The organism is Pseudoalteromonas sp. SCSIO 43201 (assembly GCF_023716725.1).
GTDB classification, from domain to species: Bacteria; Pseudomonadota; Gammaproteobacteria; order Enterobacterales; family Alteromonadaceae; genus Pseudoalteromonas; species Pseudoalteromonas peptidolytica.
Map to the genome: position 1 here is coordinate 934763 of NZ_CP072683.1, position 14240 is coordinate 949002.

The following is a 14240-nucleotide window of genomic DNA, read 5'->3' on the forward strand; positions in this document are numbered from 1 at the left end:
TTATTGTTCCGCTTGATATTTAGGCGGGACAATAGAGAGTGTGAATGATACACTTTCGAGCAATAATAACTCTCTCTGCCCTGTGCCCCGAATCGGGTGTTTGGCAGGCACTTTGGGTCGGCTACTCTTAACGAGTAAACCCGTTCAAATAACAGTTAAGGTAATAACATGAGCAACGAAATCAAAACTCAAGTTGTTGTACTAGGCGGTGGTCCTGGTGGTTACTCTGCGGCATTCCGTGCAGCAGACTTAGGTTTAGACGTTACACTAATCGAATCTCGTGACACGCTAGGTGGTGTGTGCTTGAACGTTGGTTGTATTCCTTCAAAAGCCCTTCTTCACGTTGCAAAGGTAATTGACGATGCAGCTGAAATGGCTTCTCACGGTGTTTCTTTCGGTGCTCCACAAATCGACCTAGACAAAATCCGTTCATGGAAAGAGTCTGTAATTGGTCAACTAACTGGCGGTCTTAGCGGTATGGCTAAGATGCGTAAAGTTACTGTCGTTAACGGCTACGGTAAGTTCACAGGCTCTAACACCATTGCGGTTGAAGGTGCTGACGGCGCGAAAACAGTAACTTTCGATAATGCAATCATTGCAGCAGGTTCTCAGCCTGTAAGCCTACCTTTTATCCCTGAAGATGAGCGTATCATTGATTCTACTGGTGCACTTGAGCTTAAAGACGTACCTGAAAAGCTACTTGTACTAGGTGGTGGTATCATTGGTCTTGAGATGGGTACTGTTTACCGTGCATTAGGTTCAGCGATTGACGTAGTTGAGTTTGCTGATCAACTAGTACCTGCGGCTGACAAAGACGTTATCAAGATTTACCAAAAGTACGTTAAAGACAAGTTTAACGTGATGCTTTCTACTAAGGTTGTTGCTGTTGAAGCGAAAGAAGACGGTATCTATGTATCTTTCGAAGGCAAGCAAGCGCCAGAAGGCCAAGTTCGTTATGACAAAGTACTAGTTGCTGTTGGTCGTACACCGAATGGTAAGCTAATCGACGCAGACAAAGCGGGCGTAAATGTTGATGAGCGTGGCTTCATCAACACTGACAAGCAAATGAAAACCAACGTTGATCACATCTTCGCTATCGGTGACATCGTAGGCCAGCCTATGCTTGCGCACAAAGCGGTTCATGAAGGTCACGTTGCTGCTGAAGTTATCTCTGGTAAGAAGCACTACTTCGATCCTAAATGTATTCCTTCAATTGCATACACAGATCCAGAAATCGCTTGGGTTGGTGTGACAGAGAAAGAAGCAAAAGAGCAAGATCTAAGCATTGAAACTGCGGTATTCCCATGGGCGGCTTCTGGTCGTGCGATTGCTTCTGCACGTACTGAAGGTTCAACTAAGCTTATCTTTGATAAAGAGTCAGGCCGTGTGATCGGTGGTGCTATGGTTGGTATCAATGCTGGTGAAATGCTTGGTGAAATTGGCCTAGCAGTAGAAATGGGTGCTGATGGTGAAGACCTAGCGCTTACTATCCACGCTCACCCAACGCTAAACGAGTCAATCGGTCTAGCTGCTGAAATATTTGAAGGTTCAATTACTGACCTACCAAACAAAAAAGCCGTGAAGAAAAAGTAAGTTTTCTGAGCTTTTAAAAAACCCAGCCTTGCGCTGGGTTTTTTGTTTTTGGGGCTCTAGGTTTTAACTCGCGCCTTATAACCTTGGCAGCGCAGCTTCTAAGCAGTATGCTTATACCAATTTGACTTAATACTTGCTCAATTTGAAGGAGTAAATCTGACGCTAACAGCGTTAAAAATTTCTTATTTAGAATAACTAAATAGCAAAATTTTTGCCTTGTTATCGACAAGATTTTCTCACCTCAAAATAGACCACTTAATTAAGAAAATTGGTATTAGACAAGGGGCAAAGGGGTTGAGTTATACATGGAACAAATTGAGATATTTGAGATCCCAAGTCCGTGTAAGGGGATCTGTCAGGTAAATAATCGCGGTTATTGTGTCGGGTGTTATCGTAGTCGAGAAGAGCGCTTTGCATGGAATTCATTAAATAATGAGCAAAAGCGTAAGGTGATTGCATTATGTCAGCAGCGCTATAAACGATACCTACAACGTAAAGCGAAAGCGGGGCAGGGAGACGAGCAAGGAGGAGAAAACTTTAAATTTGATATTTAGCCTTGAGCATATCTATCACACCTTTTTGCTCAAACTCTGAGAGCTTTTTTTTGATAAGAGGTAGTAATGTGGCATGCCTTTTATGCACAAAATGAAAACTTTCAACTACTTCTAAGTCCTTTATTTGCAAGTTGTCTTCATTAATATTTCGCAGGTGAGGTTTTAAATGAAAATCGAGGAGCAACGCGCCTTCGACTTGTCTCTGCATGACTAAATTAAGCTGAGCAACCACGCTTTTTACATTGATGATATACGCATCAGCGCCATGCTTGTTCAAGTAGGTGCTGGCAACGGGATAACCACTGCGGATAGTGAGAGACTTTAGGTTGTTTAGAGTACAATCACTGCATAGAGTGAATAACTGCAATGTAAATTGGAATAAAGGATAGTCTACACGCCTGAGGTTTGGGTAATCATCCTCGATACTTGCCACTCGACCAAGTTGACCATCTAAATTACCGGCATTTGCCGCTATCAGAGAGCTTTTATGATTGAACTCCTCAAGTCTCATCTCAATGCCGAGCTCTTTATAAACCAACTCCATCAACTCAATGACATATAACGCTTGTGGTGTTTGAGGCGGTTTGTTGAATCTCATTACTTTTGGTATTTCACTTGCGGTACAAGTAACGGACAAAACGACAAGGACTAAACACAGGAGTGTAGCTTTCAATCTGGCTCCTTTTAAATGCTACAAATGGTTACTCTGCGTTCGATTATACATACTTTATTGTATAAAGGCATACCTTGTTGGGGGAGAGGAGAAATTTTTGCTGCTGTCCCACTAAGTCATTATGATAAACTATAGCCATCCATAATCTACTTCGAATAGCACGATGAGCCATAACTTGTGTTTGTTGCCAAGGCAAGAAAAGTATCAGATCCAGCTTGAATATGAAGCGTCATTTTGGGCTTACCAAATAAAGCGTGGCAAAAAAAGTCGCGAAGCAATCTATGATGCGATTAATCAACGCCCTCTCTCTGAGCAAGACATATTAAAGCAAAAGTTTGAATACTATCTCAGTTTGATGCTTGCCTGATGTATATCATAGAGCGCTTAGCGCCTATCATGACTCCTTTGGTGAATAAGTTTTATGATGCACATGGAGCAAGAGGAAGAGCGGCAAAGCATGATCTTGTTTGGGTCGTTAAAGACACCACAGGTATTATAGCTGCATGTCGATTGCAACCAGTAGCAGAACACTGGTTGCTAGTAGGTGTGTATGTTAGCCAGTCGTGGCGTGGTCGGGGTATTGCAAAGGCACTTATTACTGACGCGTTGAGCCAGTTTCAGGGAGTTAATCCACATAGTCCAGTTTATACTTTCGCATATACTCATCTACGCTCCTTTTACCTCACGTTGGGGTTTTGTGATAAGGCGCAACCGCTTCCCGATGAACTTGCGTCACGCTTGGCGAGTTATCTTGGACAAAATCGTCAACTCGTGGCAATGTATTACGCCTAGTTAACAACTTTGGCTTTTTATGTTTCGCCTGTGCTTTATTTTTTGTATTGTTCTGTTTTCTTCATTAGCAAGTGCTGTACAAATCTCTCGATTATCACCCGCTGAAGGGCTCTCCCAGAGTTACGTAAATACACTGTTAATTGATCAGCAGGGGTATTTATGGTTGTCAACAGAGGGAGGGCTTAACCGTTATGATGGCTATCAAGTTTTAGAGGTAGAGGGGCCTGATGGGGTGCTTGATAAAGTGCAGGTTAACTATATTTATCAGGATAATTCAGGCGGTGTGTGGATCACTACTTCCATCGCAGGGTTACTGCGTTATGACCCTACGACCGACCGCTACCGAAAGTACATTGAGCCTCCCTCAACGGAGGGAGAGTTTTACAACAATATGGTTGACTTAGTGCTAACCAAAGATGATCAGCACATGTGGGCAGTCAGAACAAATGAAGTGGCGACACTTGATATTCGTTCTGGTCAATTAGTGACAGAAGTTACCCTGCCATTGAATGAAGACAATGGCTTTATTAGAGCTGTTAATCAACATCAAGATATTTTATTTATTGCTACATCAGAGCGCTTGTTTGCGTATCATTTACCAACAAAAAAACTGCGTCAGCTTGAGCACATTTCGGATGTTGCACATCCTTATCAAACTAACACTAAATCGCTATTTATTCTCAATAATAACAAGCTGCTGCTTGGCGCAGTTGAGGGTATGTATGAGCTTGATATCTCGCAACTGCTGCAAGATTTTGACGCCAAGGTAACATTTAAAACGCTACTTCCTGATTTGAATATCTGGAAAATACTTCAGCACGATCAGCAAACCTTGCTGCTCGGAACAGATAAGGGACTCGTTTATTACGATATTTCCGAGGGTACGGCAGTTCGTGATAAGCGTTTATCGTCAAGTGTATTTCTTCCCTCAAATACCAGTGTGATCGACATTGCAAAAGATGACCACGGCGGGATCTGGGTTGCGACCAAAGAGGATGGTGCATTTTACTTACCGGATAGCACCTTAGCCTTTGACAATGTTAGCGATTTGACCGTAACGGGCGAAGGCTTCTCGCACAGCAATGTTTGGGCAATGCACGAAACGCGAGACTATATTTGGTTAGCCACAAATGATGGCTTAACCCGGTACGACCCAAAAACGAGAGAGACCAAACAGTTTTTTAAAGGATATATGGGTGATGATATTCTCTCTGAGTTTATTGTATGGAGGATAGCTCAATACAAAGATAAATTGTGGCTAACTACCGTAAAAGGCCTATTTGTATTCGATCCCGTTACACATAAGTTAACTAGGCCAAAAGCCAATAACGCGCAAGACCAAGAGATATTAACCGCTTTTGTCAAAGGTGGACAGCTATTAAATAATGGTAAGTTCTACTTTGTGAATAGCGATAAAGGAATGTTTGTTTATGATATAGATAGCGCAGAATTAACGCATTTAAAGCAATCTTTTGAAGGCGTTGATCCGTTTCTTGCTTATGGCTTTTATCCACCTTTGCCAAACGATTTAACCAAGCCACTCTATTATAATGCGGGGGTGCTATTTCAGTATGACCCACAGCGTGAAACACTAACAGAAATATACAAAGCCCCAAAAGCAAACAAGCACCTTGCGGTGGACATCACCACATATACGATAGATAAAAATAACATCTTGTGGTTGTCTTTATCTTCGTTTGGTTTAATCGGTATGACATTAGACGGTTACGAGCCAATTTATAATATTGACTTAAAAGCACATAAAATAGATACATTGATGTACGAAATGCGCCAAGATGACGAGGGTATGATATGGATGTCTTCACACAAGGGGATTTGGCGGCTTGACCCAGATAATTTGCACCTGCAACAATTTACTACCGAAGATGGCATTCTCTCTAATGAATTTAATGGCGGTGCCTCTGTGGTGTTGCAAGATGGTAGGATTGGCTACGGCATGCTCAAGGGCTTTGTGCTTTTTGCTCCTGAGGATAACCGCCCTAAAAAACCGCTGTTGGATCATGTCAATATTACCAGTGTGGACTTAATTTCTCGGCCAAATCAAAAAGCGGGTTTGAAGCAGTTTGAGCATATAGAATTAGAACATGACGATATTGGCTTAGAGGTGTCTTTCTCAGCAATGGCATTTAGCTATCAAGATAGGATCATCTATGAATACCAGATATCGGGTGGTCAAAAAATCCTGAGCCGCAATCAAAATCGAGTTGTTTTTCCTAAATTGAATCCCGGTGAGTACGCACTAAAAGTATGGGCAAAAGACCCCCTTACTGGCGACTATACGCCTCCTGCAAAATTGACGATAAAGGTTAATTATCCTGCGTGGCGCTCACCAGTTGCGATAGCGGGTTATGTGTTTTTAACGCTGATGCTATTGTCGCTTTGGAGTTATCGAAAATATCGCGTTGAGCAGCTTATCTTAGCTGCCCACAAAGCCACACAAGATCGTGAGGCTCGGCTAAAAATGGCACTTGAAGGAAGTAACTCAGGGGTATGGGAGTGGCATGCTGGGAGCACGTTAATTTATCAACCGAGACTTATCAATGAACTAGATTACGATCTTGAAAGTGTCGGACTTGACGATTATCTGCAAAAAATACATCCCGCAGATAGGGCAATGTTCAGACTACAGTGGCTAGAGTTTGTGACTACAAATAAAGGGTTTATCGATTGTACATACCGCCTAAAAGACAGCCAAGGGCAATGGCGATGGTATAAAGACTTTGGCAAAGTGCTGGAATGGGAAGATGGTAATCCCACTCAAGTAGCTGGAACTTATACTAACTTGACGCGTGAACGTTTATTTGAGGAGCGGGCAGCACTATTTGGCGCTGCATTTGAGCAAACTCGTGATTGGGTCATGATCCTAGACAAAAATTTACGTATTCAAGTATGCAATAGAGCGATGCAAAATGCTTTCAACTTGGAGTCAATCCCATCTTCTAGTACTGCCGTGAAACTTGGTGTATCGCGGCAAAAGCGCATAATGTATCTGCGAAAAACGATGGCTTTGGCTGTGCACCAACACATTAGCTCCGAAGAGGTTGTAACTCTACCAAATGGTGATGAACGTGATGTTTTAGTGAAAATATCTGCAGTAGCCAATAGCGAGGGGGAGTTACACAGCTATGTGGTGGTGTTAACAGATATTAGTCAACAAAAGCGCAGCGAAAAAGAACTATATCAATTAGCTAATTATGATTTACAAACTAACCTGCCCAACAAAGCGCTATTGATGGATAGAGTGCAACATGTGATTAAGCAATCTCAAGTTCACCCAACTCAACATGCTTTGCTGGTTATCAAGTTTAGCCGTTTGCAACACCTTCATGATATTTACGGTACAGATTTTGTGGCCGAATTATTACCCTTGCTGGCGAAAAAGCTACGTTGTTGTTTTCGTGAATTAGACAGCTTAGCCATTGGTCAAGACAAGTTGTTTTATGTATTGATGGAGGGATTAGATCACCCTGAACAGGTTCAGCAGTATGTGCAGTGCCTACTTCACTCTTTTGCCAACCCATTTAATGTGTCAGGTCAAAGTGTAGCAATGCAGCCTGTTATTGGAATTGCAATGTATCCTGATGATGCCTTAGATGCTTTTGCCCTGAGCCAAGCGGCAAAAGCAGCACTTGATCATGTGCTCATAAAACAAGTCTCAGCTTATCAATTCTTCCGTGAAGAAATGAACGGCAAAGTAAGGCGCTCACGGGAAGTCGAACAAGCATTGATGAACGCGCTAAAAAATAACCAGTTCAGTAATCACTACCAACCTATCGTCGATGTTCAAAGTGGCAAGTTGCTAGGTTTTGAGTCTTTGTTGCGTTGGCCTGACAATGATGAGTTTTGTGCCCAAGAATTTGCGTTAGCCGCTGAACAAACAGGTGTAGTGACAGAGCTTACACTACAGACACTATCGCGGGCGCTAATCGAGTTGAGACACTGGCAAACCATACAACCAGATGTATATGTATCTGTTAACTTATCTGCGATTAACTTTGACTATGAAGGGCTCGTTGAAGAGATAGCAAGTCTGTTGCAGCGCAGTAAAGTGGACGGGAGATATGTGACGTTTGAAATTACAGAAACCGCGATGCTGAGCAACATTGAAAGTGCAGTAGAAGTTATGAAAGCGCTCAAGTCACTGGGTTGCAGCATTTATATGGATGATTTCGGCACTGGATATGCCTCATTGACTTACTTGCAGCAGTTGCCACTTGATGCAATAAAAATAGATAAGCAGTTTATTGAGCAAATTTCAGAGCAACCAGAGAGTTATTTAATTGTTCGCTCGTGTGTGAATCTAGCCCATGGGTTAGGGCTTTTGTGTGTTGCTGAAGGTGTAGAGAGCGATGTTCAACTGCAAAGAATAACAGCAGAGCATGTTGATCACTATCAGGGATACCGATATAGTCCCGCGGTAGCTGGCGAGCAAGTGGCTGAGATGCTAAAAATGCAGCAGCGGCTATAGCCGCTTGCCGCAATGACGACAATACATGTGATGCACACGTTGGCTTGCCATTAGTTTAATGGCTTGGTTGGCTTCTAGCTGGCTCAGCCCTAATTCAAGTCTTAACGCTTCTAGGTGTTCTTTTTCATTCTTATCAACCTCACCATCCACTAAAGCATGTAGCACAGCCTCATGAAAGGCATCTCTGCGCTTTCGCATCTGATCTGCAAAGCTTGATGCCAACAACCCTGTGGGGATCGCCACCATTCCCATACTGAGTAAGGTGATCACACCACCAAAAAATTGTCCTAATGGGGTTATAGGGACAACATCACCATAACCTACAGTGGTGAGTGTCGCCATCGCCCACCACATTGACTTGGGAATTGAGCCAAACTTATCCGGCTGGACATCATGCTCAATTAAATAAATACCGCAAGAAGCCATAATGAGCACAACACTCATAATAAAAAATGCTGCTAACAAAGAACTAGACTCTTCTTTAAATGCTGCGAGTAATAGTTGCATTGCTCTTGAGTAACGCGTGAGTTTAAAAATTCGCAGTAAGCGGATCACCCTTAAAAAACGCAAATCAAAGGCAATAAATGCCATTAAAATAGTGGGTAATATTGCGATTAGATCGATCAGCGCAAGAGGTGATACTAAATACTTAAGGCGCTTTTTCCAGTTTGGTAAATCAAGGTGGCGATAGTCGAGTTTATCTACACAGCACCATAGCCTGAGCAGATATTCCACTGCGAATATGGCAACGCTGACAAGCTCCAGGGTGAGAAAGTAATAATGATATGCCTTCGCTAAGTCTCGCTCAGATTCAAGTACAATCGCGACAACATTCGTAAGAATGAGAGTAATAAGAAATATATCAACCGCGCGACCAACTTTGCGATATTTACCTGTTGCTTCTAAAACCGCAGCGGTTTTTTCTCTGATGTGAAGTTGCATCAAAATGCTAGCTCTCCAAACCCTATTTGATACCAATTTGACTTAATACTTGCTCAATTTGAAGGAGTAAATCTGACGCTAACAGCGTTAAAAATTTCTCATTTAGAACAACTAAATAGCAAAATTTTAGCCTTGCCTACACGGATGTAGGTACCTTGGCGATAGCAGGACGCGGTAGCGGAGTTATCGACAAGATTTTCTCGCCTCAAAATAGACCACTTAATTAAGCAAATTTGTATGATTAAAAATGTAACACCATCTGGATGGTGCCTTCTTCGAAATCTCGCGAAACCGTAAATCCAAGTTTTTTGGCAAGGCCTATCATGCCACTATTTTCCGGTAACGTGATCCCTTCAATACTCTCAACGCCTTGTTTTCGGCAGTGCGTGATAGCCGCTTCCATGAGAATCCTGCCAAGTCCCAACCCCTGACAATCAGAACGCACGACCACGGCAAACTCTGCAACTAAATTATCAGGATCCATCAAGACTCTAGACACCCCTAGTGTTTGGTAGCTAGATTTATTCGGTATAGTGACAATAAAGGCCATCTCACGGTCGTAATCGATTTGTGTCATTTTTGCCAGCTGATCATGGTTAAACTGCGGTAATTCACCGAAGAAACGCCGATATCTATCCTCTTTAGTCAAAGATTGATCGAACTCTTGATGAGCTCGCTCGTCTTCAGGACGAATAGGGCGCAGTGTTGCGGGGCGGCCATCTTTTAAGGTGACGGTGCTGACCAACTCCTTAGGGTATGGGCGTATTGCAAGACGCTTACGTCCTGCAACTGGCTGATAACGTTTCAAGGAGATAGTGGCGTCTAATACCTGAAACTGTCCCGAGCAGGCTAGTATGGGATTGAGCTCCATATCTTTAATATCGGGCTGATCAACCACCATTTGCGACACTCTAGTGAGTAAGGCACACAGGCGATATTTGTCTACCTTTTCAGGTAAAGCGCGCTCCTTTATGACGCCTTTATCGTGAGCTGCGGCAATAAGGTATTTGGCAAGGTTCATATTCAAAGGCGGTAAAGCTACTGCTGCTTGTGAAAAGTTTAAGCCGGTACCAGCTTCGCCTAATAAGATCACTGGACCAACACCAGGCTCGGTCTTAACCGCAATTCTTAATTCTTGCCCACCAGCACGTTTTGCCATTCTTTGTAATGAAAAGCCCTCAATTTCGGCATCGGGTGCAGCTTCACGGATCCGCAGCAGCATGGCAAATGCAGTTTGTTCAACTTCTTCAGCATCATTGAGGTTAAGTACTACGCCTCCGACTTCAGATTTAGAGGGAATATCATGACTAATGAGTTTAAGCGCAACTGGAAATCCTAGTCTCTGAGCTTGTTCTTTTGCTTCCGAGGGGGTTAAGGCAACTCTTGTTTCGATACACTCTACATCGTAATTGGCAAGTATTTGGGATGCCTGATGTGTTGCAAGTTTAGCGGCACCTGCATGTAAAAACTCATTGATCAGCGTTTTACTCTGTTTATGCTGAAGGTGAGTTTCATCACTGTAAGATTCTGGTGTTTGGGTGAGGTGCTTTTGGTTACGACGATAGCTAACTAAGTGCATAAATGCACCGACAGCTCCCTCCGGCGTGCGATAAGTTGGGATTTTTGCATTAGCGCAGACAAGCCTTGCCGCGTAAGCGGCTTCCTCTCCCATAAAGTTTGTCATTACATAAGGGCGTGCCATTTTTGGAATTTTAGCCAAGGTTTCGGCAATAATTTCGGCATAGGCCGTACTTGGAGCTAAGGCTGAAGGGGTATGAATGATCAGTAAATTTTTAACTTCATCTGCCTTGAGCAAAATCTCTAGCGCCTGTTGGTAGCGCTTTGGTGAGGAATCGCCAAAAATATCGATGGGGTTGCAAGCATGATCGGTCTGTGGGATCAGGGCGCTAAGTGCTTGCTTAGTCTGCTCACTGAGCACGGCTAATTTGCCGGAGTTTTGCAGCAGCGTATCCACTGCCATAATGCCAGGGCCACCGCCATTGGTTAATATAGTTAGCTGTTCTACTTGCAGCAATTTGGGGTGCAGGGCAAGGGTTTGAGTGGCAGCAAATAGCTCTCTCAGATCATTTACCCTCAGCATACCTGCGCGCTGAAACATAGCATCATACACAGCATCATCTGAGGTATTTCCTCCGGTATGATTGAGAGCGGCAATAGCACCAGCTTTGGTTTTTCCCGTTTTTATAGCAATCACAGGTTTACTAAAGGCCGCCGCTCTTGCTGCGGAGATAAACCGTCTAACATCATCGATATTATCAATATAAAGTAATATGGCCTGTGTCTTCGGATCGCGACCTAAAAAATCAAGCAACTCATCAAAGTCAATATCAAGACAATCCCCGACAGAAACAAAATAGGAAAAACCAATTTTTTTATGCTGTGCCCAATCTAAAATAGTGGAACAGACAGCCGCAGATTGTGAAATAAAGGCGAGCTTTCCAGGTGCTGCTACAGTATGAGAAAAGCTGGCATTAATTCCCAAATGAGGAATTAATAATCCAAGGCAGTTTGGACCAAGTAATGTTACTTTTGCTTCTTTGGCTGCTTCTTTTAGCTGTTGTTTATGCTGATTATCAAGACCTGCGGCAATAATAACAGCATGTTGACAGCCTATTTCACCCAGTTCGGTGATTATTTTAATCAGCGTTTGTTTGTTGGTGGCTATGACGGCGAGGTCGGGGACTTTCGGAAGCTGTTTGATGGTTTCATAAGCCAGTACACCATGCACCGCCGCGTGTTTTGGGCTAACAGGCATAATTGGCCCTTTAAATCCGCCTTGAAGCAAGTTGCGCATCACGATAAAGCCAGCGCGATCAGGGTGGTTAGAGGCCCCAATTACGGCAATTGATTTTGGGTTAAAAAATTGGCTAATGCGTTTTACGCTCATATTGATTCCTAATTCAGCCTCGGCTCATATCTATCACTCTACCATTTTGCTGGCAGTTTTCGAGCGCTACAGTGGTAGACTTTGATCTACCCCCGTTATAATACCAATTAGACTTAATACTCGCTCAATTTGAAGGAGCCACTCTGACGCTGACTAGGTCAGGTTTTTTCACCTTAAGATAGCGCACTTAATTAAGCAAATAGGTTTAAGAGTTTGAAAGTCACAACGAAGGCATAACCCCGAGGATAGAAAGATGTCGACTATGAGTAAATATTTAGCCCCAGCCGCGCTATTATCACTGGCAGTGGTGATAAGTAGTTGGTTGATAAAAGACACCATTCTTGCAGTAAAAGGCATGGAGCGAACCGTTAGTGTGAAGGGCTTATCTGAACAAGAAGTCAAAGCAGATACGGTAATTTGGCCGGTGTTTTATCGTGATGCCGATAACGACCTTGAAACGCTTGTTGAGCGCACCGAAAAGAAAAATGCAGCCATTCGGGCATTTCTAACCTTGCAGGGGTTTGATGCGTCCGAGCTATCGGTGTCGGCACCTTCTATCACAGACAAATATGCTCAAGAGTATGGCCAAAATAATCAAGGGTTTCGTTATGTAGCAAAGGCTGGAGTCACGGTATATTCTAATAATCCTGATAAAGTCTCCCAAGCATTGGGTCAGCTGAATGAACTGGCAAAACAAGGTATTGCTATCACTAAAGATGACTATCAAAATCGAGTAGAGTATTTGTTTACTGGTCTTAATGATATTAAGCCTGAAATGGTGCAAGAAGCGACGCAAAAAGCGCGAGAAGTGGCGGTAAAATTTGCTAAAGATTCTGACTCTGTGCTTGGCAAAATAAAATCGGCAAGGCAAGGGCAGTTTAGTATTCGTGACCGAGACAGTAACACACCACAAATTAAAATCGTGCGCGTGGTAACGAGTGTGGAATATTACTTATCCGATTAAAACGCGTTTATTACGCGGCTAAGCGAGCAAAAATGACAAATTCGTCAAACAAGCAAAGCTCCTTCTATCAAAGGGGTTTTTCTTGTTTATTTCTTGCCAATTAATAACTCGTTTTCGATTGGTATAAACTCACTGGCAGCACGGATCAAAGAAGCAGCGGTAAGTTGCGGCACGCCGTAAACTTCAACTCGAGTATGGTATTTATCTCTAAGTTTACTGGCGAGTAAATCAAAGTCACCATCACCAGTAACTAGAATTATCACATCGGACTTTGCTGCGCACTCCATCGCATCAATTGTAATGCCAACGTCCCAATCACACTTCGCTGATCCATCGGCACGTTGAATATAAGGCTTTAATTTCACCTCAAAGCCTATTGCTCGTAAGATATTCTGGAACTGTCTTTGTTTATCATCACCTCGTTCGCTGGAATAGGCAATGGCTTGATATACCTCGCGATCAGCCGTTGCTTTGCGCCAAAACGCATTATAGTCAAAGCCCGTTTGGTAGGCTTGCTTGGTGGTGTAATAAACATTTTGAGCATCGACTAAAATGGTGACTTTTTCCATAACGGACTCTTAGCAATAGGTTTGCTTTATGATAGCAAGATTAGCGCTTGTTTAGCCATTTAGTCATCGCGGCATCATAGGCTTTTTTAATGGCTCCGCCATCGCAAGGGCGGGGCGCAGTACGCCAATTCTTATTTAACCCCTCCGGTGTCGGAATACTCGGATCGGGTCTAACCTCAGCATAACACAGGCCATTTTCGCGGTAGACGGTGTATTGAGGCGTAGACTCGAGTTGTTCTCTTTGCATGCTCGCAGCGGTAGTTTGATGCCTTTTAGGCACGGTGATCCGCTGCGGCTTTGCTTGATTTGGGCTAAGAACACTATCACTGGCCGAGCGCTCTAAAAGTTGCTGGCGAAATTGCGAGATTGCTTTTCGATGATCTAGCTTTTTAGGTTGTGTGGTGACGGCCGTTTTGGCCACGTGCTTGGTTGTATTTTCAACCGCTGGCTTTGTTGGGTCTACTTGTGTCGCTTTTGGTACTTCGACTACATTGTCCTGCTGTGTCGGTTTTAACTCTTTTACTGGCTTATCTTCAGTGATCGCCGGGGTCTTAACAGGCTCCGACTTAGGCTTAGTAGGCTCAATAACCAAATAGGTTTTCATTGCTTTAATTGGCAACGGCTTTGAGGGGACGTAGGTACTTTGCTGCAGGTACCACCCGAGCAGTAGATGCAGCAAAATAGAGCCGATGATGGTGAAACTAATCAGGTTGTTTTGGAGCAGCCGCATTATTCTTATTAAATCCTTGAGTCGTG

Annotated in this window: 11 protein-coding genes; 6 read left to right on the forward strand and 5 right to left on the reverse strand. The window is 43.3% G+C overall.

Annotation, left to right across the window (positions count from 1 at the left end):
- The first annotated feature begins 168 nt into the window (after positions 1 to 168).
- Complete coding sequence (gene lpdA / locus J8Z24_RS03985; protein WP_252095311.1) at positions 169 to 1593, forward strand: dihydrolipoyl dehydrogenase; 1425 nt, start codon at positions 169 to 171, stop codon at positions 1591 to 1593.
- Between the two features lie 305 nt (positions 1594 to 1898).
- On the forward strand, positions 1899 to 2147 hold the full coding sequence (locus J8Z24_RS03990; protein WP_147391274.1) for a DUF1289 domain-containing protein: 249 nt from the start codon (positions 1899 to 1901) through the stop codon (positions 2145 to 2147).
- On the opposite strand, the gene J8Z24_RS03995 is transcribed toward J8Z24_RS03990, so the two are convergent.
- Entirely contained in the window at positions 2131 to 2820 is a 690-nt protein-coding gene (locus J8Z24_RS03995; RefSeq protein WP_252095312.1) for a transporter substrate-binding domain-containing protein, read from the reverse strand. The two genes, J8Z24_RS03990 and J8Z24_RS03995, sit on opposite strands and share 17 nt — an antisense overlap.
- Positions 2821 to 2983: 163 nt before the next feature.
- Between J8Z24_RS03995 and J8Z24_RS04000 the strand changes: the two genes are divergently transcribed.
- The 3 genes from J8Z24_RS04000 to J8Z24_RS04010 are packed head-to-tail and all read left to right on the forward strand — an operon-like array spanning position 2984 to position 8101.
- Positions 2984 to 3187 carry a DUF3283 family protein gene (locus J8Z24_RS04000; RefSeq protein ID WP_125250475.1) on the forward strand — a complete coding sequence of 68 codons (204 nt, stop codon included), beginning with the start codon at positions 2984 to 2986 and terminating at the stop codon, positions 3185 to 3187.
- Positions 3187 to 3612: a GNAT family N-acetyltransferase gene (locus J8Z24_RS04005; protein WP_252095313.1), complete on the forward strand. Its 426-nt coding sequence runs from the start codon at positions 3187 to 3189 to the stop codon at positions 3610 to 3612. Before J8Z24_RS04000 ends, J8Z24_RS04005 begins: the two co-directional genes overlap by 1 nt.
- A gap of 19 nt (positions 3613 to 3631) precedes the next feature.
- Entirely contained in the window at positions 3632 to 8101 is a 4470-nt protein-coding gene (locus J8Z24_RS04010) for an EAL domain-containing protein (RefSeq protein ID WP_252095314.1), read from the forward strand.
- On the opposite strand, the gene J8Z24_RS04015 is transcribed toward J8Z24_RS04010, so the two are convergent.
- Positions 8096 to 9043, reverse strand: a complete 948-nt coding sequence (locus tag J8Z24_RS04015; protein ID WP_128731002.1) for an ion transporter — start codon at positions 9041 to 9043, stop codon at positions 8096 to 8098. The two genes, J8Z24_RS04010 and J8Z24_RS04015, sit on opposite strands and share 6 nt — an antisense overlap.
- Positions 9044 to 9284: 241 nt before the next feature.
- Positions 9285 to 11951, reverse strand: coding sequence for a bifunctional acetate--CoA ligase family protein/GNAT family N-acetyltransferase (locus J8Z24_RS04020; protein WP_125250471.1), 2667 nt, complete (start codon positions 11949 to 11951; stop codon positions 9285 to 9287).
- 253 nt (positions 11952 to 12204) lie between these two features.
- Here J8Z24_RS04020 and J8Z24_RS04025 point away from each other — a divergent pair, with 253 nt between their 5' ends.
- The gene (locus J8Z24_RS04025) at positions 12205 to 12915 is read left to right on the forward strand and encodes an SIMPL domain-containing protein (protein WP_252095315.1); all 711 of its coding nucleotides are present in this window, start codon (positions 12205 to 12207) and stop codon (positions 12913 to 12915) included.
- An 86-nt stretch (positions 12916 to 13001) separates the two neighbouring features.
- Here J8Z24_RS04025 and J8Z24_RS04030 read toward each other — a convergent pair whose 3' ends face one another.
- Both J8Z24_RS04030 and J8Z24_RS04035 read right to left on the reverse strand, forming a co-directional pair.
- Positions 13002 to 13484, reverse strand: coding sequence for a LabA-like NYN domain-containing protein (locus J8Z24_RS04030; RefSeq protein WP_128731297.1), 483 nt, complete (start codon positions 13482 to 13484; stop codon positions 13002 to 13004).
- A 40-nt stretch (positions 13485 to 13524) separates the two neighbouring features.
- On the reverse strand, positions 13525 to 14214 hold the full coding sequence (locus tag J8Z24_RS04035) for a hypothetical protein (RefSeq protein WP_147391078.1): 690 nt from the start codon (positions 14212 to 14214) through the stop codon (positions 13525 to 13527).
- Positions 14215 to 14240: the final 26 nt, after the last annotated feature.